Genomic DNA, 22,593 nt, shown 5'->3' with positions numbered 1-22,593 from the left:
CGTTCGCAATGACGAACGGGAAAAGGGTGATCATGCGCGCAGCTTTCCGGCCAGCGCGCCGCTGTTGCCATCGGCGCTTGCGGCCTCGAAACTGGCGACCGGGTAGGCGCAGTAGTCGGCGGCGTAGTAGGCACTCGGGCGGTGGTTGCCGCTGTCGCCGAGACCGCCGAAGGGCATCGAGCCCGCCGCGCCCGTGGTCGGGCGGTTGCGGTTGACGACGCCGGCGCGGCATTCGTGGATGAAGCGCTCCCATAGCGCGTCGTCGGCGCTGATCAGGCCGGCGGAGAGGCCGAAGCGCGTGTGGTTGGCCGCTGCCAGCGCTGCGTCGAAATCGCCGACGCGGCGGACCTGCAGAACGGGCGCGAAGATTTCCTCGTCGGGCACACCCACGCCCGTCACATCGAGAATGGCGGGGGTGACGAAGGCGCCGCTGCGGCCTTCGATGCCGGTGAACGGGCGGATGACCTTGGCGCCGTGAGCACCAAGCCCCTCGACCCGCGCCTTGGCGGAGGTGGCTGCGGCTTCGGAAATCAGCGGGCCGATGTAGGGCTCGGGAGTCTCGTCCCACGCGCCGATGGTCAGTTTTCCGGCAAGGGCATCGACGGCCTCAAGCAGCGCCGTGCCGAAATCATTGTCGGGCACAATCAGTCGCCGCGCGCAGGAACAGCGCTGGCCAGTGGTGACGAAGGCGGACTGGATGACGACCGAGGCGGCTTCCTCGACATCGCCGTCCCAGGCGACGAGCGGGTTGTTGCCGCCCAGTTCCAAGGCCAGGATCACGTCGGGCCGGTCTGCGAAGATGCGCCGGAAATGGGCGCCAGCCGCAGCAGAGCCGGTGAAGAGCAGACCGTCGATCTGCCCGGCAACCAGCACCTCGCCGGTCTCGCGTCCGCCCTGGACGATCTGGAACACGCCCTCGGGCAGTCCCGCCTCGGCCCAGGCTTCGGCCATGGCCGCGCCGGTCGCCGGGGTCATTTCGGAGGGCTTGAACACCACGGTGTTGCCGGCGAGCAGGGCGGGGACGATGTGGCCGTTGGGCAGGTGGCCCGGGAAGTTGAAGGGGCCCAGCACTGCCATCACGCCGTGCGGGCGGTGGCGCAGCACGGCCTGGCCGAAGGGCATGTCTGAACGCTTCTCGCCGGCGCGTTCGGCCTGCGCGGTGATCGAGATGCCGACCTTGCCGATCATCGATCCGATCTCTGCGCGGCTTTCCCACAAGGGCTTGCCGGTCTCGCGCGAGATCACCTCGGCCATGGTCTCCTTGCGCGCTTCGAGCAAGGCCTTGTAGCGCTGCACGGCTTCGACACGGGCCTCCACGGGCAGCGCGGCCCAGCCCGGAAAGGCCTTGCGCGCGCGGTGCAGCGCGGCGGAGACTGCTCCCGCGCCGTCGATCTCGCCTTCCCAGACGAGGTCGCCGCTGGCCGGGTCGAAGGATTGCAGCTTCATCACTTGTCCCTCGTTACCGCGAAGATGCCGGTGGCGTTGCCGCTGTCGAACGTGAGGTCGAGCATGCCGCTGGCCGGATCGATGTCGCGGGTAATGAACTCGTAGAAGGAACCCGGTACTTCCATCATGGTTTCCGAACCGTCGGGCAGGCGGAAGGGGCGCTGGACCTTGTCGGCGAGGATCGCGGTCTGGCGCACGCGGCCGTTCTGCGAGATCTCGACTGCCGGCTTCATCGGATAGCCCTCGGCCTTGAGGGCGTCGGCGAGGGTAACGACGTCGGGAACGCGGGTGGTGGCGTGGTTGAAGGCATTGCCCTCGGTCGCGATCCAGCCGCCTTCCTTGCTGGCGTCGAGCAGCGTGCGATAGTCGTCGAGCGCGGGGATGGCATGCTGCCGTTCGAAGGCCTTGAGCGCGCCTTTCACGATCGTCTCGGCCTCGCGCATCGTGCAATCGCCGTCGCGGGCAAGCCCGTCCAGCGCATTGCGGACGGCCGCGTCGAGCGGATCGCGCGACGTGCCGAAGATGCGCCCGGCAGCCGCCTGCGCCGTGTCCGGCAGCTGGGCAATGTGAAGTTCCGAAACGAAGAACTGCGGGATCGCTTCGGGAAAGTCGCGGTGGACGAAAGCCCGTCCGGTCATTCTGAGCGCGGGCAGGGGATAGAGCCCGCCGACTTCGTAACCCATCGGCTCCAGGAAGCGGGCAAAGGCGCCATGCCCGGAAGGCAGATCACCGCAAGGCCCGTCGATCGTGCGCAGGGCGCCGTGATCGAAGACGATGGGGGCTCCGGCCTTGCGCTCGTTTTCGACATAGCGTGCGGCCGTGGGCACCCGATCCACCAGATCGAGGAACAGCGCCGCGTTCAGCGCCATGGCAACCTGCGCACGGCCCGGCCGGTTCGATGTTCCCCGAAGCTGCGGAGCGATTGCCAGCGTCGTCAGCGCCCAGTCGGCGCGCGTTTCGCCAACGGTCGATGCAAGCAGGCAGGCAAGAGTATCATGCTTGTCGGCGGTAGTGCTGGAAGTGGAATCCACGACACCCTCGTTGTTAAATTATTACGCTTGAAAGCAACATAAGAAACGCTGTTCGGAATGTCCATGCTGGCTCCGGCAACGGGTCCGGACCATGCGACTCCATGCCGACGTCGCCCCGACGATGCCAATGCACGGTTGGGTGATCTTGTGCGCGAATGGCTGGACAGTGCGCCTGCCAATCGTTTCGATACGCGCACGAACGGAATGGCAGAGAGGGCATATGTCGGCGATCAACACGGGCTTTATCGGAATCGGCAGCCAGGGCGGGCCAATGGCGCTTCGCATGCTGATGCGCTTTCCGCTGACGGTCTGGGCGCGGCGGCCGGAAGCGACAGTGGAATTCGCGGAAAAGGGCGCGAATATCGCCGCGAGTGTCGAGGATCTGGGCGCGGCCTGCGATCACGTCGGGCTGTGCGTCGTCAACGATGCGGACGTGCTGGAAATCTGCGGCAGACTGGTGCCGGCGATGAAGGCGGGCAGTCTGCTGGCTCTTCATTCCACGATCCTGCCCGAAACCGCCGCGCAGGTCGAGACGCTCTGTGCGAAGCACGGTGTCGCCATGGTCGATGCACCGGTCAGCGGAGGTGCGCCGGGTGCCGAGGCGGGCACGATGACGGTGATGTGCGGGGGATCGCAGGCGGCCTTCGATCAGGCCCGGCCGGTGTTCGACAGCTTCGGCAAGCTGATCGTCCTTCTGGGCGAAGCCGGCGCGGGACAGAAAGCCAAGATCGTCAACAACACGCTGATGGCCGCCAACATGGGGCTGGCACAGGCGGCGCTGCAGGCGGGCGAGGCGCTGGGCGTCGACCGCAAGGCGCTGGCCGAACTCGTCAACGCGAGCTCGGGCCGAAGCTTTGGCTTCGAGGTCTATGCCCGCATCCCCGAACCGCGCATGTTCGAACACGGCGCGAAGATGCTGCTCAAGGATACCAACCTGCTGGCGGCAATCCTGCCGGACAGTGCGGACACCACCATGCTGGAGAATGCCGCCAAGTCCTTCCTGCTGCTGGCGACGGAGGGGTGAGCGGGCTCGCCCTTTTCGGAGGGGCGGATCAGGGCTCGGATGGCAGGGCGTAGAGGCGATTTATGGGCGGAAGCCTGGGCTGAGAAAACCACGGTGGCTGTCATCGGCTTGCGTCGGGCTTAGTCTGCGCATAGCTTCGAGATTGATCAGGGAATCAAGGGGAGCAGGTTGCGAAGTGATGGATCGCCTGCTCGTCGATAAAGGCTTACCACCGGCCAAGATCAAGGCATGGCATACGGGCTCACCGAGAGCCGCTCGCACACATCCTTGGGGAGGCATGACGTTTGTCTCATTTCCTTCATTGGTGGAAGCGCGCCTGCTGACTAAATGCTGGATCTCTTGTCCTGTTTGGAAGTATATGTGGAAATAGTAGAAATAAGTGACACATCGATGAGTGATTTTAGGGTGATATTATATAATATGATGACGGCAAGGTAGTGTAGAATGCTGCAAAATTTGGGATTTTCACCCTCTCCATCGCTCCGATTTGGAGTGATATTTTCTGCATTTTTTTGTATTTTGTGTTTCTTTCTATCGCATGTGCAATGTGCTGCGGCCGATAATTCAAATTCATCAGTTCAAAATCAGACCGCTTCCATTGAAGTTTCATCAAATCCGCGCGTCGTATTTTCTGACATCGAGGAAGCGACGCACGACGGCCCAGCCCGCGGTTGGAGCGTAATTGCCTGGGGGGGGGTCCCCACGAAATATGCGATCAAGACCATAAAATTGCCGTCCCCCGCGTCGGGTTCGGTGCAAGTTTTCTCCATCATCGCTAGGGGCAGCGGGAATGCTGAATTGGCGCACGCGTTCGCCGCAAAATTTGGACGCCGTTACAGCTTTCGCGCTCGTGCTCGAGCACCAAACGGGGCGGTGACGGCTACTTTCGCATTGCAAGGTACCCGTGGTTATCAATACTTCGGATCGACAACAGTCACTTTAGGGAGAAAGTGGCAAGACATATACGTTGAAGGGCGGTCGCCGTTCGCGGACCAGGCAGCAAACATCAAGCTTATGCTAACGCAGTCAGCAAATCCGGTTGAGTTAGCTGGAGGTTCGTTGCGAGAGGTGAACTTGCCACCCCTAACATATTCAAATTCGTTGCTTTCAGTCCCCCCTACCTTTTTCGGTATGACTATAAATAAGTTAGGTTTCCACAACAACTGGCCCGGTCTTCACACAGGCGTTATTCGGCTTTGGGATACAGGCACGCGATGGATGGACCTAGAGCCTGCTCCAAATGAATGGGATTTTAAGAGGGCCGATTACTACGTAAAGTACGCTAGGCAACACAATGCCGACATCATCTTCACTTTGGGTCAGACGCCGTCTTGGGCGGCCAAATATCCTCATGCAGCATGTACTTATGGATCAGGTTGTTCGCAACCTAGCGATCTTCGTCTATGGCGCGCCTATGTGAGAAAGCTTGTTGAGCGGTATGGGGCGCAGGTCCGTTACTGGGAGTTATGGAATGAGCCTGATTATTCTGGCTTTTGGCGGGGCTCTCCTGAAATGCTGGCCGACATGGCAAAAATAGCATCAGAAGAAATTCATGCGCGGAATTTAAATAGTGTTCTAATCGGTCCTGCAATTACCCCTCGTGGTATTAATTTTCTTGACAGGTTTCTGTCCCATCCTCAGTCAAAATACCTTCAATATATATCATTTCATTATTATATTAATGAAAATAAAATAAGTGATTTATTGCCAATATTAGATAATGTGCGTTCTGTCATTAGGGGGCATGAAATCGGTGATATCCCCATATGGATCACGGAATTCGGCATAAACTGTCCCCAAAGGCCTGCGTCATGCGCTAAATCCACCAAAGAGGAGCAGACAGCCGAACTCAATATATTAAAAGCAATATTCCTTTCTGCTGCGAAGGGGGTAAAAAATATGAGTTTTTATAATTGGGAGCGCCGCCTTCCTCAGGCTCCAATATCGTTGTCCGAACCAAATTATTTATCGCTATCTCCTGTTGGGCAGGAATATGCAAAAGTGGTAAATTTGCTTTCTGGATCCGTGATTTCAAAGAGTTATATTGAAAAGGGAGTTTATTTTATTCTCCTAAGAAAAAATAAGAAAAATTTCGTAGTGATGTGGCCTGAGTTTGGTGATGCTATTGTGAAGCTGCCGACTAATTGGCGTTTTCGCTCCCTTGAAGCAATTCCATATGGCGATTTGGGAGATCTGAAAAATGGAACGCTTAAAGTGCCAAACAGTGCAATTGTGGTTGGTTTATTGTGAAATCGACTTAGGCATATAGACAAATTCAAACGTGAACGACTAACCGCTATGGGATAGCGGCGAATGCTCGCCGAACGACAGGAAAGGCTGCTTGTCCGAAAAAGCCGCCATCCCGTGCCGGCGCTGGCCCCCTCCTTCGGAAAGGAGGGGGCAACTTTACCCGTGCGCGCCGAACTCGTTTGCCAGTGCCGTCGTGATCCGCAGGCTGAGGGCATGTGATCGCGCGATCGGGTCGATGTAGTCCTTGTGGATCTGGGCATAGCCCGCCGCGCTGGAATCAGGATAGTCGCTGGGCTCGTCCACGGCGAAGTCGCCGATCGAGGGGAAGTGGATGGGGAAGGCGCGGCGTAGCTGCGCAAGCCCGTCCTCCACGCGCAGGCTGAAGAACATCTCCAGCACGTCGTCGCGGCTGATGTCGTTGGCGCGGCTGAAGGGCGGGACCATCACCGCACGCAGGAACATGTGCTTGAACAAGGCGATGCGCAGGCTCTGCAGCGCGCCCAGGCTGCGGCGGGTGTGTTCGCGGTCGTCGAGCGGGGCCTCGTCGGGGATCAGTTCGAGCAGCTTGTACAGCTTCATCGCATCCACGCGCAGCCGCGAGGCGAGGCGGCGGAACACGCCCGTGCGATCGTCCTTGGTGAGGTATTCTGCCAGTTTCAGGCAGGCGTCCGAAATGTGCTGCTCGTGCCCGCGATAAGGGCGGCTGGCCCAGTAGGCCGAGTTGAACAGTTCGCCATAGGCCGCCACCGTCTTGATCGAGGCGAGCGCATTGGCTGCGCGCACCAGCCGGATGAGCTGGCGCCCGCGGAAACTGCCACTCAGCATCTCGGCGATTTCCTCGCGGTTGCCGTCCGATGCGCTGCCCACGCCGGCTATCACGTTCACAGGGTAGCCGAGCTGCTGCAGGATCGCATTGTGCGGGATCGCGCGGATCTGGCGCAGGCTCATCGTCCGGTCGGCGGCAAGGTCCGACTGGCGGCGCGACTTGCGGCTGCCGGTATCGTTGAGCAGGCCGAGGCCGAAGGCGGTAATGGCCCGGCTGTAGGTCGCGCTTTCGAGGTGCTCGTGCTGAACCCGGCGGATCGCGCGGTAGAAGTCGAGGCTGAGGTCGGTGCGGCGATAGAAGACATCGGTCGGCGCCTTGGGATCGGCGCCCCACATCGGCTTTTCGGCCATGCGGGTCAGCGTTGCCAGCGCCAGTTCGTCCGAACCGAACCACAGGTAGCCGTCACCGCCCTGGAAGCTCACTTCGGGTTCCAGCCGGATGCCCGCGCGCAGGAAGCGGCGGCGTGCCCAGGGGGGCATCTGCCAGTTGAAGCGGTCGTCGATGCTGGAGGGATGGCAGCCGCGGCCCATCGATTCACCGCCGGTGTTGAAGATCAGTGCGGCGACATCGGTGAGGCCGTTGGCGGCCATGGCCTCGGCCAGCCGGCCATGCAGGCGTTCGATCGCGAGGGCAGCGGGAATCTGGCCGACGAAGCGGCCGGCGTCCGAATAGCCGGTCTGGATCGAGACGCGGCCACGCTTCTTCGCATATTCGCGATAGGCGGGCTCGGACAGCACCGCATCGAGGAAGCGGCCGCCGTGTTCGAGAGCGCTTTCGGTTTCGAACAGGGGCGAGACGTCGACCTTGTCCTCGATCCCGAACATCTTGGCGAAATAGAGCGCGGCGAGCACCGTGGTCGGCTGTTCGCATTCGGCCACCAGCATGCGGATCGGCGCATCGGCGTCGATATGGCCGAGGATCTGCGCCATGGCGAGAAACTGGCGCACGGCGGTGCTGTTCTCGATGGCGAGGGCCGCGAAGTTGGACTTGAGCGGCTTCACCTCGGCGAGCAGTTCGCGCATGCGCACCAGCGCGGCCTGGCTGGCAAGGTTGAGCTTGCCGTCCGGATCGATGCGGCGGCGGATCGCGTTCTGGAGCTGCGAGGAGTTCACGCGGAAGTGAATCCAGCCCATGCCAAGGCCATCGGCGCGCATCGCGGCGGCTACGACGAGCAATTGCCGGGCCGCATCCTTCCCGCCGTACCGGGCTTCCTCTTCCAGTTCCGCGATGATGCCCGACAGGCTGATCAGCTTGTCGGGATGATCGGTGGTCAGCGCGTTGGCCGCCTCGGAAAGCGCTTCGGGTTCCGAAAGGTCCTTGCTGAAATTGACGGCCATTTCGCTGGTATGCGCGGCGGCGCGTTCCAGCCTTTCGGCGATCTCCGGCTCCAGCTCCGCCAGGCTCGCGGCATAGCCTTCGAGGCGCATCGCCTTTTCCTGCAGGCGGTAGCGGATCGAGGTCGACCACGAGATGTCGGTGCGTCCGTCCATGTCGTACCCGACCCAGCTGGCGAAGCGCACCGGCATCGGTTGCAGGCTCTTCCAGCGCTTGGGCCAGCGGATGGCGGCAATGTCGAGCAGGCGCGCGCAGATGCGGTCTCGCGCCTTGTGGCCACGGGCGATCGCGGCCATGGCCTTCTCGTGTTCGTAGTCGAGCGTGATGGTGTCGCGCTCGGGCGAGGCCACGCAGACGGTGGCCCTGCTGTGATCGCCGCTCGATGCGGATTGCGCGACCGCTTCGGTCTGCGCCGAAGTCAGCAGGAACGTGGGGTGCGCGGTGAAGACGACGTGCGCCGCGGGGCGCTGCCAGCGTGCGGCGAAGGCAGTGAAGTCTTCCTCGTCGGCCGCTGCGTCGAGCCGGGCGTCGTTCTCGCCCAGCGGGATCGTTTCGAGCACGCGGTCGAGCCGGGCAGCGCGGGCGCGCAGGCCTTCGCAGTCCATCTCGGCGACAAGCGCTTCGATGTCATCAAGGCTCATCTCGCCGTTTTCGAGCTGGCGCGAGAGTTCGTGGCCGAGCTGGAAGACCGGGTTGTAGAGCGGGGTCTGCACGGTCAGCTTGTGCAGTTCCTGCAGGCGGTCGATAAGGCCGGCGACGGTGGAGAGGACGGGGCCGCTCATCGTGCCAGCTCCGCGGCCGCGCGTGCGGTGGCTTCGATCTTCGCCGTGTCGGGCGCACCCCCTTCGGCTCCGCTCAGGACATGCTTGGGGACCATCCAGCTGCCGCCGACGCACAGGACGGCATCGAGCGCGAGCCAGTCGGGCGCATTGTCGATGGTGACGCCGCCAGTCGGGCAGAACTTGGCCGCCGCCAGCGGGGCGGAAATGGCCTTGAGGGCGGAAGGACCGCCCGCCGCCATGGCCGGGAAGAACTTCAGCCGGTCAAAGCCGAATTCGAGCGCGAACATCACGTCGCTGGCATTGGCGGTGCCGGGCAGGAAGGGGATGCCGGATTTAGCCGCCGCTTCGGCGAGTTTCGGGGTCAGGCCGGGCGAGACGATGAATTCGGACCCGGCATCGATCGCCTTGGTCAGATCGTCGGGCGTCAGCACTGTGCCCGCGCCCACCACCGCGCCGGGAACCTGCTTCATCACCTTGATCGCCTCGATCGCGCATTCGGTACGCAACGTCACTTCCAGCGCGGGAAGGCCGCCCGCGACGAGCGCTTCGGCGATCGGCAGGGCGTGTTCGATGTCCTCGATCACCAGCACCGGAATGACCGGTGCCAGGAGCATGACCTTTTCGACGGCGGCGGATGAGGTGGTCATTGCTGCAAGTGCTCCCTTGCGAAGGCGGCAGCGGCGCCGAACAGGCCGGGCTGCGGATGAGTGATGAGCTTGACGGGAAGGCTGGCCATCATGCCGGCGAAGCGGCCCTTGGCGCAGAACCTTTCGGCAAAGCCGGATTGCAGGATGGTCTCGCGGATGCGGTAGCCCAGCCCGCCGGCGATCACGACGCCGCCGGCGCCATGGGCCAGGGCATAATCGCCCGCGGCCGCGCCCAGCGAGAGGCAAAAGCGGTCCACCGCGGCGGCGGCAAGGCTGTCCTCGCCCGAAGCGGCGGCGGTCCAGATTTCGACGTCACTGCGTTCGAGGACGGCGCGGTGCTCCATCGCGGCCAGCGTGGCGTAGATGTCGACGATGGCTGGGCCGGAGACGACGCGCTCCACCGAGACGCGGGTATGCCGCTTGCGCAGCCGTGCGAGGATGGCGTCCTCGATCTGGTCGAGCGGGGCGAAATCGATGTGGCCGCCCTCGGTCGCCTGCACGTGGTAGCTGCCGGTGCCGCTGCGCCAGAGGTGCGCGACGCCAAGGCCGGTGCCCGGACCGATCACGCTGATCGTGCCACTTTCGGGCAGGGGGGCGCCCGTAGGCCCCGCAAGATCGACGAACTGCGCGGCGTCCGCGCGGGCCACGGCATGGGCGACGGCGGCGAAGTCGTTGACGATGGTCTGGCGGGTCGCGCCCAGCTTCTCCGCGATCAGGGCCGGGCGGATGATCCAGGGATTGTTGGTGAAACGGATGATGTCGCCGCCGACGGGCCCGGCGACCGACATGGCGACGGCGGGGGGCAAGGTGCCGCCGTTCATTTCCTCGAACGCCTGCCAGGCGGTTTCGAAACTGGCGTGGTCGCTGGTGTGCAGCGTTGCCGGATCGCCCAGTGTGATCGTGCCATCGGGGGCTATCGTGGCCAGAGCGAAGCGCGCGTGGGTGCCGCCGACGTCTATGGTCACAAGTTCGGTCATCATGCTTTTCGGCATCGGGCTCTCCGGTTGCCGGATTCGTCCGGTCTTCTCCAGGGTTTGCGACTGGCTCACAGTCCGGCCATCTCCAGCATGGCCGAGCCGCCCTGTTCGGCGCCGCCCGCGCTCATGCGGAACATCGCGAAGAGTTCGCGGCCCATGCCCATTTCGGCGGCCGGGGCGGGCGCGGGTTCGCGGGCGGAAAGGTCCGCGCTGGTCGAAAGCGATCCGTCCTCGGCCGAAAGGCGCACCACGTCGCCGTCGCGCAGGAAGGCGAGCGGGCCGGGCTTGCCGTCCTTGGCCAGCGCTTCGGGCGTGACGTGAATGGCGGCGGGAACCTTGCCGCTCGCGCCCGACATGCGCCCGTCGGTGACGAGCGCGACCTTGAAGCCGCGATCCTGCAGCACGCCGAGCGGCGGCGTCAGCTTGTGCAGTTCGGGCATGCCGTTGGCGCGGGGCCCCTGGAAGCGCACGACGACGACCACGTCCTTGTCCAGCTCGCCCGCCTTGAAGGCCTGCGCCACGGCTTCCTGCGTGTCGAACACGCGGCAGGGCGCCTCGATGGCCCAGCGTTCCTTGTCGACGGCGCTGGTCTTGAAGGTTCCGCGCCCGAGGTTGCCCGAAACGAGGCGCATGCCGCCATCGGGCTGGAAGGGATCGGAGACGGGGCGCAGCATGGTGTCGTCGCCGCTGGTCGCGGGAACGGGCGACCACCCCAGAGCGTCGTCCATCAGCACCGGCTCGCAGGCGTAGTCGCTCATGCCGCCTTCGGCGACGGTGAGTACGTCGGCATGGGCCAGCCCCGCACCCAGCAGTTCGCGCACGACCCATGCCATGCCGCCCGCCGCGTGGAAGTGGTTCACGTCGCCCGATCCGTTGGGATAGACGCGGGTAATGAGGGGGACGGCGGAGGACAGTTCGTCGAAATCCTCCCAGTCGATGATCACGCCCGCGGCACGAGCCATGGCCGGCAGGTGGATCGCATGGTTGGTCGAGCCCCCGGTGGCAAGCAGGCCGACCACGGCATTGACGATCGCCTTCTCGTCCACGACTTCGGCCATGGGGCGGTAATCGTTGCCCTTCCTTGTCATCCCCGCCAGCCGGTGGACGGCGGCACGGGTCAGGGCCTGGCGCAGCGGCGTGTTCGGCGGCACGAAAGCCGCGCCGGGCACGTGCAGCCCCATCATCTCCATCATCATCTGGTTGGAGTTGGCGGTGCCATAGAACGTGCAGGTGCCGGGCGAATGGTAGCTGGCGCTTTCACTGGCGAGCAGTTCCTCGCGACCGACCTTGCCCTCTGCATAGAGCTGGCGCGTCTTCTGTTTTTCCTTGTTGGTGATGCCGCTGGGCATCGGCCCGGAGGGGATGAAAATCGCCGGCAGATGGCCAAAGCGTAGCGCGCCCATGACGAGGCCGGGCACGATCTTGTCGCAGATCCCCAGCAGCGCCACGCCGTCGAACATCGCGTGGCTGAGCGCGACGGCCGAGGAAAGCGCGATGGTGTCGCGGCTGAACAGCGAGAGTTCCATGCCGTCGAAGCCCTGCGTCACGCCGTCGCACATGGCGGGCACGCCGCCCGCGACCTGGGCCGTGGCGCCCACTTCGCGGGCGAAGAGCTTCATCTGCTCGGGGTAGCGGCCATAGGGCTGATGGGCGCTGAGCATGTCATTGTAGGCGGTGACGATGCCCAGGTTCAGCGCGCCGCCGGTGGCGATGGCGGCCTTGTCCTCGCCCGATGCGGCAAAGCCGTGGGCAAGGTTCGAGCAGGACAGGAAGCTGCGGTCGGAATGGCGATCCCGCTCGCGCGCCACGAGGTCCAGATAGCGCGCGCGGCTTTGTTTCGAACGCTCGATGATGCGATCGGTGACATGTGCGACCACCGTATTGAGGGTGCTCATGGCCTACTCCTGATCTATTGTCCGGACGTTGGGACCCCACACGGGCAATGCCGCGTGCGGGCATCGGGCGACCGGTATCACTCCAATTCCTGCGCCATGCCGGCGCTTACTCGTGCCAGGTCACCCCGTCGCGTTCGGCGAGCGCGATGGCGGCGGAGGGCCCCCAGCTTCCGGCAGTATAAGTCTTGGGTTCGAGCTGTTGTTCCTCCCAGCCGGCGCGGATCGCGTCGATCCATTCCCATTGCGCCTCCACTTCATCGCGGCGGACGAAGAGCGTCTGGTCGCCCTCGATGAGGTCGAGCAGCAGGCGTTCGTAGGCGATGCGGCGCTGCGGGCCGGCGAAAGCATCGGGCAGGGAAATCTCGAGCGGGATCGAGCGCAGGGCAATGCCCTCACGATCGAGCCCGGGCACCTTGGCCATCAGCGAGAGAGTGATGTTCTCGCTGGGCTGGATGCCGATGACGAGCCGGTTCGGCACCATCTTGGCGGCACGACCGCTGAAGATCGAATGCGGTACGCTGCGGAACTGGACGACGATTTCCGTCGTTCGGCGGGGCAGCCGCTTGCCCGTGCGCAGATAGAAGGGCACGCCCTGCCAGCGCCAGTTGTCGATATGCGCCTTGATCGCGACGAAAGTCTCGGTGTCCGAATCCTTGCCGAGTTCGTCATCGTATCCGGGAACCGCCGCGCCGCCGATGGCACCTGCGCGGTACTGCCCGGTGACCGTTTCCCTGACGTCGACCTTGCGCAGGCTGCGCAGAACCTTGACCTTCTCGTCCCGCACGTTGGTGGCATCGTAGGAAACGGGCGGTTCCATCGCGAGCAGCGCCAGCAGCTGCAGCATGTGGTTCTGCACCATGTCGCGCAGGGCACCGGAATCGTTGTAATAGGCCACGCGCGATTCCAGGCCGACGGTTTCGGCCACGGTGATCTGCACATGGTCGATATGGGCGGCGTTCCACAGCGGTTCGAACATGATGTTGGCGAAGCGCAGCGCCAGCAGGTTCTGGACCGTCTCCTTGCCCAGATAATGGTCGATCCGGTAGATCCGCTCCTCGGGAAAGGCCGCGGAGACGGCATCGTTGATGACCTTGCTCGACGCGAGATCGATGCCCAGCGGCTTTTCGAGGCCGATTCGCACCCGCTTGCCGGCAAGACCGCTCTGTTCGAGGCCGCGAATGGTCGGCTCGAACAGGCTGGGGGCCGTCGACAGGAAGATCGAGAGCCCTTCCTTCGGGGAGCCCACTTTCTGCGCCAGCGCCTTGAACCCTTCGGCCTCGTTCGCATCGAGCGGCTGATAGCTCAGCCGGTTGAGGAACGTGGCCATGCCGCCCCGGCGGTTGGCGGGAAGGAACTGTTCCAGCGATTCGCGCGCGAAGTTGCGGAAAGAGAGGTCGTCCAGATCCGAACGGGCCGTACCGATGATCTCGATCTGCGGATCCAGCAGTCCTTCCGCGTCGAGCGCGCAGAGCGATGGCAACAGCATCCTGCGTGAAAGATCGCCGGTGGCGCCGAAGAGGAGCAGACGATCGGAAGTGAATTTCGTCACGAAAACCTTTCCAATGATGAAAGCCGCGCTCCTCTTCACGGCCCTCGGAGCGTAACCGAGACTTCGCAGTCTACGCAAGTGCAGCATAACGAGTGTACAGGGAGAACGCCAGCGTCCAAAAGCGGCGCAAAGGCTGCGTTTGGGTTCTGTATTTCGGGAAAAGGGGCAGGCGGGAAGTTATGAGGCCGGATGCAGGATGGCGATTGCCACGGGTTTGTCCCCGAATAACGCTAGTGGGCTCTATCCCGTGCGGCGAAAGCGTATCATGACGAAGAAAAGCGGAAAGGTGGATTGCGAATGACCGTCGAGGGCGTTCATCTCCTCGAGCAACTGCAGACCCCGGCACTGATGGTGTCGCGTGGGCAGGTGCGTTTTGCGAACAGCGCGGCCAAGACGCTGCTGGGGGCCCACATCGTGGGGCAGGATGTGCGCATTGCCATTCGCGACCCCAAGGCCGTGGCCGCGATTCTCAGCGACAGCGGCGGTCTGGCCCAAGTTTCGGGGCTTTCGACCGGAGGCTCGGTCTGGGAAGTGGACTGCCGGGTGCTGGGGCCGAACGATCGGCTGGTTAGTCTCTACGACCTCTCCGAGAGAGTCAGCGTGGCCAAGTCCCATGCCGATTTCGTGGCCAATGCCAGCCATGAACTGCGCACGCCGCTGGCCAATGTGCTGGGCTATGTCGAGACGCTGATGAATCCGAAGGCGGGCGGCGACGAGACGGTGCGCAACCGTTTCCTCGAAACCATCCGCCACGAGGCGCAGCGCATGCAGGCGCTGATTTCCGACCTCATGTCGCTCTCGCGGATCGAGGCGATCAAGCACGAAGTGCCGCTGGACAATGTCGAGCTCGTGGCCCTGGTGCACGATGTCGCCGGCGAGTTTCGCCGCAGCGCACAGGTTGCCGTGACTGCGAACTGCACCAGGGCGGTGATCGCGGGGGATCGCGGCCAGCTTTCGCAGGTCCTGCGCAACCTGATCGACAATGCCCTGAAATACGGCAAGCCCGGCGGTCCGGTGGAGGTGTCGGTCGAGGCGGCGCGCACCGGCTGGGTGCTGATCACCGTTCGCGACGAGGGGGAGGGGATTCCCCCGGAGCACCTTCCCCGGATTACCGAGCGTTTCTATCGCGCCGATACCAGCCGCAGCCGCGCCGCCGGCGGGACGGGGCTGGGGCTGTCCATCGTCAAGCACATCGTCGAGCGTCACCGCGGCCGCTTCGACATCGAAAGCCGCCTTGGCGCGGGCACGACGGCATCGCTCATGCTGCCGCTGCGCGACGAAAGCTGAAGGCTCGCAGGGGCGCGCCCGGTCAGAAGTCCAGTTCGAACCGGGTGCCGACCACGTGGGCGTCGTATTCGTAGCGGCCCGAGGGCAGCACCCTGGCGCCGTCGTATTGCAGCAGGGCATAGTTGAAGTTGAAGCGCAGGTACTGGATCGGCGACCAGATCAGCGCGGCGATGTAGCCGTTCTGGGTGCCGCCCCGTATATCCTTGCTGTCGAGGTCGAGATAGTCGTAGCGCAGATTGACCTGGATCGAACCGATGCCGCCATCGCCCAATGGCGTGGCCGGTGCCTTGCTGGTGAAAATGCCTGATTTGTAGCCGCGGCTGTCCCCCCTTGTGAGGAAGTAGCCGACTTCTGCGTAACCGCCACGGAAGGTGACGGACGGCAGGCCGGCGCGATCGGCGCGCAGGGCGTGGACTTCGACCGCGCCATGCCAGCGCCCGGCGATTCCCGCCAGTTCGAGACCGTAGCTCGTCTCGTGATCGACCTGCATGGTCGGGGTGCCGATCAGGCGCGTGCTGGTGGAATGCGCGTAGGGGCGCTGGCGGTACCGGGTAGTGCCGTCGGACAGGCGCCCCAGCCGCCGCTGGTGTGCGGAAGCGCCGAAGTGCAGCTGGATGTCGTCCGCCTTCGGGGCGAATACCAGCCGTCCGTCGATGCTGTAGCTGTTGTTCTCGTCGCCGCCCGATACACCGTCGCTGCTGTTGGCGAGCGAGCCGATGTCGTCGGTGAAGATGCCGAGCTGGGCCAGCAGGTCTCCGCGCTGGTACTGCGCGGAAAGGCCCAGCCGGCGTTCGAATCCGAAAGCGTCGGTGAAGGCGGCCCGCTCCATGAAGCTGCCCGAGGTGTCCCCGGTCAGTTCGTCGAGCGCCTGGAACGGGTTGTGATTGCCCAGTGTTACCAGCCAGGACCCGTTTTTGTAGGTGACGAAGGAATCCACGAGGTCGACGGCATTGTCCGACAGCTCGAGTTCCAGCTTGTAGCCGAAGCCGGCCCCCAGGCTGCCTTCGCCACCGAGGCGGATGCGCCGCATTTCGCTGGAGAACCCGAGGCCGTTGTCGTCGAGGCCGCCGGGGGCCGAAATGTAGTTCGCGTCCGCCTGAATCCGGCCTTTGACTTTGAAGGCCTTGTCGCCTTCGGACAGGCGGGGGCTGCCTTTCCAATCGATTTTCGTCGCAGCCTTGGGGGCAGCGGGTGCGGTTACGGCCGTGCTTGCCGCCATCGGCGAAGGCGTGACGCCAGCGTTCGCAGGCGCGGCGGCAGTGCTGGGAGGAGGCGGTGCGGATGCCATGCCGAGAGCGCTTTCCAGGCGTTCCAGCCGTTCGCGCAGCGCGCGAATCTCGGTGCGCATCGCCTCCGCTTCGGCGTCAGAGACGCTTTGCCCGAGAGCAGGCATGGGAAGGGCTATCGCCGCGGCAAGGGCTGTCCCGGAAAAGCATCGATACATGTAAGGCGACTCCGCAGGTGGCCATATCCGCAAGGGGAGATGTGGCCTTAAGCGGCGCGGCGAATATTGCCGTTAAATGACGAAAAAATGACATCAATCCGACGAGGTCGGCGCGACCTGATGCCAGAAGTCGCATCGGACTGTCCAGAGAGGACCCCGCTTGTTGGCGTAACGCACTACAACAGACATAGTAGGTTACTTTTTGGACATCATGGGTTACATTTTGGGAGGGAGAAGTGGCTGATTTCCGCCGGTCTTGAAGCACAGAAACATTGCGTCACAAAAATGTAACTCGCCAGTCATATGGGCGTCGTCGTTTTGTAACCGTTTGTTCACGGAAGGACTGTGGGGTGAAAAGAAATTTGGGGCTGTCCGCGCTGGCCGTGGCGGTTTCGCTCGGTTGGGCGTTGCCATCTCAGGCGAGTGCCGCAGATACGGCATCGGTGCAGGAAGAGCTCGCAGCCATGCGTGCTCAGATGAAGGCGATGGCGGAGCGGATCGACTCGCTGGAAGCTGAACTGGCCGTCGCCCAGGCGCGTGCCGATTCGGCCAATACCGTGGCCGAGGCTGCTGCCGAAACGGCGACGCAGGCCAAGGTTGCCGCCGATGCCGCCGACAAGGCTCCGCCAGTCAAGGTCGCCTGGAAGGGCGCACCCGAATTCAGCACCGACGATGGCTGGAGCTTCAAACCGCGCGGCCGCATGCAGGTCGATGTGGGTAGCGTCGACGGCCCGTCCGGCCTGGCATCCGCCAATCAGGCCCATCTGGGCACGAGCGTCGAATTCCGCCGCATCTACCTTGCCTTCGATGGCACCATGCCCGGCGGTTTCGGCTATCGCACCGAGATCAACGTTGCCAATTCCGACGTGGCGATCAACGACATGTACCTGACCTACAAGGCGGGCAGGCATGTGACGCTGACGCTGGGCAACCAGAAGCCGAACTGGGGTCTGGAAGAGATGACCTCCGACCTGTTCACCAGCTTCCAGGAGCGCGCCAGCTACTCGCAGGCCTTCGGTTTCGAACGCCGGATCGGCCTCAATGCGCAGTATGCGGGCAAGACCGTGGTGGCCCAGCTGGGTGTCTTCGTCGACGATCCCAAGTCGATGGGTGGCGACACCAACAAGTCGTGGAGCGTCGACGGCCGCCTGGTCGCCATGCCCAAGGTTGCCGGCGGTACGTTGCACCTGGGCGGGTCTGTGCACGTGCGCACCCTCAACGATTCGATTCCGTCGGTGACCTATCAGGCGCGTCCGTTCGTCCACACGACCGACCTGCGTTTCGTCAAGGCCGGCATCGGCGACGCCACGCAGGAACGCGGTTTCGGCCTTGAGGCGGCTTATGTGAAGGGCCGCTTTCACGCCACCGCGGAAAGCTTCTGGCAGACGGTTCGCCGCAGCGGTTTCAAGGACCCCACCTTCAATGGCGGCTATGCCGAAGTGGGCTATCTGCTGACCGACGACGTGAGCACGTACAAGCGCGGCACATATGATCGCATCAAGCCGAAGAACGGCTTCGACAAGGGCGGCATCGGGGCCATCCAGATCAATGGCCGTTACGAATGGCTCGATCTCACCGATGCCGGAATCGTCGGCGGCCGCCAGCAGACGGCCGGCATCTCGGCGATCTGGATTCCGATCGACTACGTGCGTTTCATCGTCGACTACGGCCATATCTGGGTCAAGGATTCGCCTGTGACCGCCAATGGTGATGCAAGCTATGGCGTCGATGCCATGGGCATGCGCGCGCAGTTCGATTTCTGATCCGGGGCAGGTGCGCGCGGCGATTGTGCCGTGCGCGCTTGCAACATGCCGGCCCGGCACCTAGAGGCGATGGACCTTGCCGGCAGACACCGGCGAGGCCCTTGTCTCGGAAGGTAAAACGGGAATTGGCAGAAAACCAAAGGTTTCTCAACAATTTCAGGGACAAACCCGCAATGTCATTCTTTCGTCATAGAAGTGTCATTGTATCCCAATAGGGGCGTCCCACAGTTAAGCCCAAGGGGGTTAAGTCCATGCATTCGACCAAGACATTCTTCGTTGTTGCCGCTTCGGCGCTCGCGCTCAGTGCGTGCGGCGGTTCGGGCGGTGGAGCTTCCGGAGCCCGCGATTACGTGACCGCAGTCGGTTCCTCGACCGTCTATCCCTTCGCCACCGCCGTGGCTGAGGAGTTCGCCAAGGAAGGCCACAAGTCCCCGGTGATCGAATCGACCGGTACGGGCGCGGGCATGAAGCTGTTCTGTGCGGGCATCGGTGCCCAGCATCCCGATATCGAGGATGCCTCGCGCCGGATGAAGAAGTCCGAGTACGAGCAGTGCCAGAAGAACGGCGTGACCGAAGTGGTCGAAGTTCAGGTCGGTATCGACGGTATCGCTTTCGCCGAGGCCAAGAACGGCCCGGGCATGCAGCTGACCCCGGCCGACATCTACAAGGCGCTGGCCGCCGATCCGTTCGGCAAGCCGAACACGTCCAAGACCTGGAAGGACGTGAACCCGTCGCTGCCCGATGAGCCGATCCTCGTTTACGGTCCGCCGTCGACCTCCGGTACGCGTGATGCGCTCAAGGAACTGATCCTCGAAGCCGGGTGCAAGACCGATCCGGAAACCGTCGCGCTCAAGGATACCGACAAGGACAAGTACGAGGCGATCTGCCACGACATCCGCGAGGATGGTCCCTATGTCGACGCCGGCGAGAACGACAACCTGATCGTTCAGAAGCTTTCCAAGAATCCCAAGGCGATCGGCATCTTCGGCTATTCCTACCTCGAAGAGAATGCCGGCGTGCTCAACGGCATCTCGCTGTCGGGTATCACGCCGACCTACGATGCGATTGCCGATTTCAGCTATCCCGGCGCGCGCCCGCTCTACATCTACATCAAGAAGCAGCACCTCGGCCCGATCAAGGACCTGAAGGCCTATGCCGAGGCATGGACCAAGGCCTGGGGCCCCGATGGCTACCTCAAGCCGAAGGGCATGATCATTGCCACCGAAGAGGTGCGCAAGAAGAACGCCGACATCATTGCCAACATGACGCCGCTCGACCCCAGCGAGCTGCACTAAGGAAAATTACGGCCAGTCATGATTCTTACCGGAGTTCTCCTGGCCGTGATCGGCCTGGGCCTTGTCGGCTGGTTTGCCGCCCGGGCCCGGGCCCGGCTGCTCTATACCGGCCGGGGATCGATGCATTCGATGCCCGGCTACCACGGCTGGCACATGGCGCTGTGGATTCTGGTCCCGGGCCTCCTGACCTGGGCGGTCTGGTCCGGGATCATGCCCGGGCTCGTCAACGGCGCTGTCATGGCCGATCCGGCCGCGGCCCAGCTTCCCGCCGAGGAAATGCACCGCGCGGCCATCCTCGCCGAGGCCCAGACGCTCGCGGCCAATCCCGATGCAGTGGCTTTCGATGCAAAATCGCAGGCGCTGGCCGAGCCGATGCGCGCGGCGCAGACGCGGTTCGGTTTCATGGGCGCGGCGCTTATCCTGATCGCCGCACTGGCCGGCGGCGGCTATGGTTTTACCCGCGTTCGCGCCAGATTTCCGGCCCGCACGCATGTCGAACGCGCGGTGTTGGCCTTGCTGCTTGCCGCCTCGCTCATGGCGATTCTGACGACGTTCGGCATCGTCGCTTCGCTGCTGTTCGAGGCCGGGCTGTTCTTCAAGGACGTTTCGCCGATTGCGTTCCTCACCGGTACGCACTGGGCCCCCGGCAACGCGCGCGGCGTCGATATTGATGGAAACTTCGGTGCCGTGCCGCTGTTCTGGGGCACGATCTACATCGGCGCGATCATCGCGATGCTGGTCGCCATTCCGCTCGGCCTGATGAGCGCGATCTACCTCACGCAATACGCATCCTCCACGGTGCGCAAGTGGATCAAGCCGACGCTCGAGATTCTGGCCGGCATTCCCACCGTGGTCTACGGCTATTTCGCCGCACTGACCGTGGCGCCGATCATCCGTGATTTCGCGGGAAGCCTGGGCATGGCGAACCCGTCGACCGAAAGCGCGCTGGCCGCGGGCCTCGTCATGGGCGTGATGATCATTCCCTTCGTGTCCTCGATGGCCGACGATGCCCTGGCCGCCGTGCCGCGCGCGATGAGCGACGGTTCGCTGGCGCTCGGTGCGACGCGCTCCGAGACGATCAAGAAAGTGCTGCTGCCCGCCGCGCTGCCCGGCATCGTCGCGGGCGTGATGCTGGCGATCAGCCGCGCCATCGGCGAGACCATGATCGTGGTCATGGCTGCGGGCGCGTCCGCGCGGCTTTCGGCCAATCCCTTCGATTCGATGACCACTGTCACCTACCAGATCGTGCAGATGCTGACGGGTGACCAGGAGTTCAACAGCCCCAAGACGCTCTCGGCCTTTGCGCTGGGTCTCGTGCTCTTCGTGGTGACCCTGATCCTCAACATCATCGCCCTGCGCGTCGTCAAACGGTTCCGTGAAGCTTATGAATAGTCCCGACTGGAACTCGCCCGCGGCCGCCAAGCGGCTGGCGCGGCGCCATGCCGCCGAGCGGCGCTTCAAGCTGATCGGCCTCGGTGCGATCCTGCTCAGCCTCGCGTTCCTCGCGCTGCTGCTGTTCATCATGATGCACAGCGGTCTGGGCGGGCTCAGCTGGGGCTTCCTGTCGGGCTCGGATTCCACCGACCCGCATGTCGCCGGCATCTGGAGCGCGACCAAGGGTTCCATCCTGACGATGCTGGTGACGCTCGTGCTCTCGTTCCCGATGGGCGTGCTGGCGGCGATCTACCTCGAGGAATTCGCCCCGCGCAGCCGCTGGATCGAATGGGTCGAGGTCTCGATCAACAACCTGGCCGCGGTGCCTTCGATCATTTTCGGCCTGCTCGGTCTGGCCGTGTTCCTCAACACGATGGACCTGCCGCGTTCCTCGCCGCTGGTCGGCGGCCTCACGCTGGCCCTGATGACCATGCCGGTGATCGTCATTTCCGGGCGCAACGCGATCAAGGCAGTGCCGCCGTCGATCCGCGACGCGGCGCTGGCGGTAGGCGCCAGCAAGGTGCAGGCGGTGTTCCACCACGTTCTGCCGCTCGCGCTGCCCGGCATCATGACCGGCACCATCATCGGCATGGCCCGCGCACTGGGCGAAACCGCGCCGCTGCTGATGATCGGCATGCGCGCATTCATCGTCACACCGCCGGGCGGGGTCACCGATCCTTCCAGCGTGCTGCCGATGCAGATTTTCCTGTGGTCTGACGAAATCGACAAGGCTTTCGTCCAGAACACTTCCGCCGCCATCATCGTCCTGCTGGCCTTCCTGCTGGCGATGAACGGCCTTGCGATCTACCTTCGAAACAAATTCGAGGTCCGCTGGTAGGGACATGACCGAAACCAAGCTTACAGCCCGCAACGTCGACGTTTTCTACGGCCCCAAGAAGGCCATCGACAACGTTTCGATCGATATCGACAACGGTATCGTCACTGCATTCATCGGGCCTTCGGGCTGCGGCAAGTCGACGTTCCTGCGTTCGTTGAACCGCATGAACGACACCATCGCGGGGGCCCGCGTCACCGGCGAGATCCTGCTCGACGGTGAGGACATCTACGCGCCCACGATGGACCCCGTCGCCCTGCGCGCGCGGGTCGGCATGGTGTTCCAGAAGCCCAACCCGTTTCCCAAGTCGATCTACGAGAACATTGCCTACGGCCCGCGCATTCACGGCCTTGCCGGGAACAAGGCGGACCTCGATGTCATCATCGAGCAGTCGCTGACCAAGGCCGGCCTGTGGGACGAGGTGAAGGACCGCCTGATGGATGCCGGCACCGCGCTTTCGGGTGGCCAGCAGCAGCGCCTGTGCATTGCCCGCGCGATTGCCGTCAGCCCCGAGGTGATCCTGATGGACGAGCCCTGTTCGGCGCTAGACCCCATCGCGACCGCCAAGATCGAGGAACTGATCGACGAGCTGAAGGAAAACTACGCGATCGTCATCGTGACGCACTCGATGCAACAGGCCGCCCGCGTCTCGCAGCGCACGGCTTTTTTCCACCTTGGCAACCTCGTGGAGTATGGTGAGACCAGCGAAATCTTCACCAATCCGCGCGAAGAGAAGACCAAGGACTATATTACCGGCCGTTACGGCTGAGAGG

The 22,593-nt window shown here is 63.5% G+C and carries 16 protein-coding genes; 8 read left to right on the top strand and 8 right to left on the bottom strand.

Annotated elements, in window-relative coordinates:
• Positions 1–30: 30 nt before the first annotated feature.
• Together astD and NZK81_RS12055 are read right to left on the bottom strand one after the other, a co-directional pair.
• Positions 31–1,446: a succinylglutamate-semialdehyde dehydrogenase gene (gene astD / locus NZK81_RS12060; protein ID WP_260046334.1), complete on the bottom strand. Its 1,416-nt coding sequence runs from the start codon at positions 1,444–1,446 to the stop codon at positions 31–33.
• A complete protein-coding gene (locus NZK81_RS12055; protein WP_260046333.1) occupies positions 1,446–2,477 on the bottom strand; it encodes a 2-oxoadipate dioxygenase/decarboxylase family protein in 1,032 nt (343 codons plus the stop codon). Before NZK81_RS12055 ends, astD begins: the two co-directional genes overlap by 1 nt.
• Before the next feature lie 220 nt (positions 2,478–2,697).
• Between NZK81_RS12055 and NZK81_RS12050 the strand changes: the two genes are divergently transcribed.
• A complete protein-coding gene (locus NZK81_RS12050) occupies positions 2,698–3,501 on the top strand; it encodes an NAD(P)-dependent oxidoreductase (RefSeq protein WP_260046332.1) in 804 nt (267 codons plus the stop codon).
• A gap of 1,218 nt (positions 3,502–4,719) precedes the next feature.
• A complete protein-coding gene (locus NZK81_RS12045) occupies positions 4,720–5,751 on the top strand; it encodes a glycosyl hydrolase (RefSeq protein WP_260046331.1) in 1,032 nt (343 codons plus the stop codon).
• A 156-nt stretch (positions 5,752–5,907) separates the two neighbouring features.
• On the opposite strand, the gene NZK81_RS12040 is transcribed toward NZK81_RS12045, so the two are convergent.
• From NZK81_RS12040 to zwf, 5 genes are all read right to left on the bottom strand, one after another.
• Entirely contained in the window at positions 5,908–8,694 is a 2,787-nt protein-coding gene (locus NZK81_RS12040) for a phosphoenolpyruvate carboxylase (protein WP_260046330.1), read from the bottom strand.
• A complete protein-coding gene (gene eda / locus NZK81_RS12035; protein WP_260046329.1) occupies positions 8,691–9,341 on the bottom strand; it encodes a bifunctional 4-hydroxy-2-oxoglutarate aldolase/2-dehydro-3-deoxy-phosphogluconate aldolase in 651 nt (216 codons plus the stop codon). Before eda ends, NZK81_RS12040 begins: the two co-directional genes overlap by 4 nt.
• A complete protein-coding gene (locus NZK81_RS12030; RefSeq protein ID WP_419181676.1) occupies positions 9,338–10,333 on the bottom strand; it encodes a glucokinase in 996 nt (331 codons plus the stop codon). Before NZK81_RS12030 ends, eda begins: the two co-directional genes overlap by 4 nt.
• A 53-nt stretch (positions 10,334–10,386) precedes the next feature.
• Entirely contained in the window at positions 10,387–12,213 is a 1,827-nt protein-coding gene (gene edd / locus NZK81_RS12025; protein ID WP_260046328.1) for a phosphogluconate dehydratase, read from the bottom strand.
• 106 nt (positions 12,214–12,319) lie between these two features.
• Positions 12,320–13,762: a glucose-6-phosphate dehydrogenase gene (gene zwf / locus NZK81_RS12020; protein WP_260046327.1), complete on the bottom strand. Its 1,443-nt coding sequence runs from the start codon at positions 13,760–13,762 to the stop codon at positions 12,320–12,322.
• Between the two features lie 297 nt (positions 13,763–14,059).
• Between zwf and NZK81_RS12015 the strand changes: the two genes are divergently transcribed.
• On the top strand, positions 14,060–15,049 hold the full coding sequence (locus tag NZK81_RS12015) for a sensor histidine kinase (RefSeq protein WP_260046326.1): 990 nt from the start codon (positions 14,060–14,062) through the stop codon (positions 15,047–15,049).
• Positions 15,050–15,071: 22 nt separating this feature from the next.
• On the opposite strand, the gene NZK81_RS12010 is transcribed toward NZK81_RS12015, so the two are convergent.
• On the bottom strand, positions 15,072–16,397 hold the full coding sequence (locus NZK81_RS12010; protein WP_260046325.1) for an OprO/OprP family phosphate-selective porin: 1,326 nt from the start codon (positions 16,395–16,397) through the stop codon (positions 15,072–15,074).
• A gap of 446 nt (positions 16,398–16,843) precedes the next feature.
• Between NZK81_RS12010 and NZK81_RS12005 the strand changes: the two genes are divergently transcribed.
• The 5 genes from NZK81_RS12005 (at position 16,844) to pstB (ending at position 22,589) form a co-directional block, all read left to right on the top strand.
• Positions 16,844–18,256, top strand: a complete 1,413-nt coding sequence (locus tag NZK81_RS12005) for an OprO/OprP family phosphate-selective porin (protein WP_260046324.1) — start codon at positions 16,844–16,846, stop codon at positions 18,254–18,256.
• A gap of 251 nt (positions 18,257–18,507) precedes the next feature.
• On the top strand, positions 18,508–19,551 hold the full coding sequence (locus NZK81_RS12000; protein WP_260046323.1) for a substrate-binding domain-containing protein: 1,044 nt from the start codon (positions 18,508–18,510) through the stop codon (positions 19,549–19,551).
• 18 nt (positions 19,552–19,569) lie between these two features.
• Positions 19,570–20,943 (top strand): phosphate ABC transporter permease subunit PstC, encoded by a 1,374-nt coding sequence (gene pstC, locus NZK81_RS11995; RefSeq protein WP_260046322.1) that lies wholly within the window; start codon positions 19,570–19,572, stop codon positions 20,941–20,943.
• A complete protein-coding gene (gene pstA / locus NZK81_RS11990) occupies positions 20,936–21,823 on the top strand; it encodes a phosphate ABC transporter permease PstA (protein ID WP_260046404.1) in 888 nt (295 codons plus the stop codon). The genes pstC and pstA overlap by 8 nt, the downstream gene beginning before the upstream one ends.
• Positions 21,824–21,827: 4 nt before the next feature.
• Positions 21,828–22,589, top strand: coding sequence for a phosphate ABC transporter ATP-binding protein PstB (pstB, locus tag NZK81_RS11985; RefSeq protein ID WP_260046321.1), 762 nt, complete (start codon positions 21,828–21,830; stop codon positions 22,587–22,589).
• Positions 22,590–22,593: the final 4 nt, after the last annotated feature.

It is taken from the genome of Novosphingobium mangrovisedimenti (assembly GCF_025153475.1).
Taxonomy (GTDB): Bacteria; Pseudomonadota; Alphaproteobacteria; order Sphingomonadales; family Sphingomonadaceae; genus Novosphingobium; species Novosphingobium mangrovi_A.
Note: the sequence above shows the minus strand (reverse complement) of the source record. Positions and strands in the feature narration are given on the sequence as shown.

Coding starts and splice junctions, on each gene's coding strand:
- astD (WP_260046334.1), bottom strand. CDS start 1,446: ATGAAGCTGCAATCCTTCGACCCGGCCAGCGGCGACCTCGTCTGGGAA.
- NZK81_RS12050 (WP_260046332.1), top strand. CDS start 2,698: ATGTCGGCGATCAACACGGGCTTTATCGGAATCGGCAGCCAGGGCGGG.
- NZK81_RS12045 (WP_260046331.1), top strand. CDS start 4,720: ATGGACCTAGAGCCTGCTCCAAATGAATGGGATTTTAAGAGGGCCGAT.
- NZK81_RS12040 (WP_260046330.1), bottom strand. CDS start 8,694: ATGAGCGGCCCCGTCCTCTCCACCGTCGCCGGCCTTATCGACCGCCTG.
- eda (WP_260046329.1), bottom strand. CDS start 9,341: ATGACCACCTCATCCGCCGCCGTCGAAAAGGTCATGCTCCTGGCACCG.
- NZK81_RS12030 (WP_419181676.1), bottom strand. CDS start 10,333: ATGCCGAAAAGCATGATGACCGAACTTGTGACCATAGACGTCGGCGGC.
- edd (WP_260046328.1), bottom strand. CDS start 12,213: ATGAGCACCCTCAATACGGTGGTCGCACATGTCACCGATCGCATCATC.
- NZK81_RS12015 (WP_260046326.1), top strand. CDS start 14,060: ATGACCGTCGAGGGCGTTCATCTCCTCGAGCAACTGCAGACCCCGGCA.
- NZK81_RS12010 (WP_260046325.1), bottom strand. CDS start 16,397: ATGCGCACCGAGATTCGCGCGCTGCGCGAACGGCTGGAACGCCTGGAA.
- NZK81_RS12000 (WP_260046323.1), top strand. CDS start 18,508: ATGCATTCGACCAAGACATTCTTCGTTGTTGCCGCTTCGGCGCTCGCG.
- pstC (WP_260046322.1), top strand. CDS start 19,570: ATGATTCTTACCGGAGTTCTCCTGGCCGTGATCGGCCTGGGCCTTGTC.
- pstA (WP_260046404.1), top strand. CDS start 20,936: ATGAATAGTCCCGACTGGAACTCGCCCGCGGCCGCCAAGCGGCTGGCG.
- pstB (WP_260046321.1), top strand. CDS start 21,828: ATGACCGAAACCAAGCTTACAGCCCGCAACGTCGACGTTTTCTACGGC.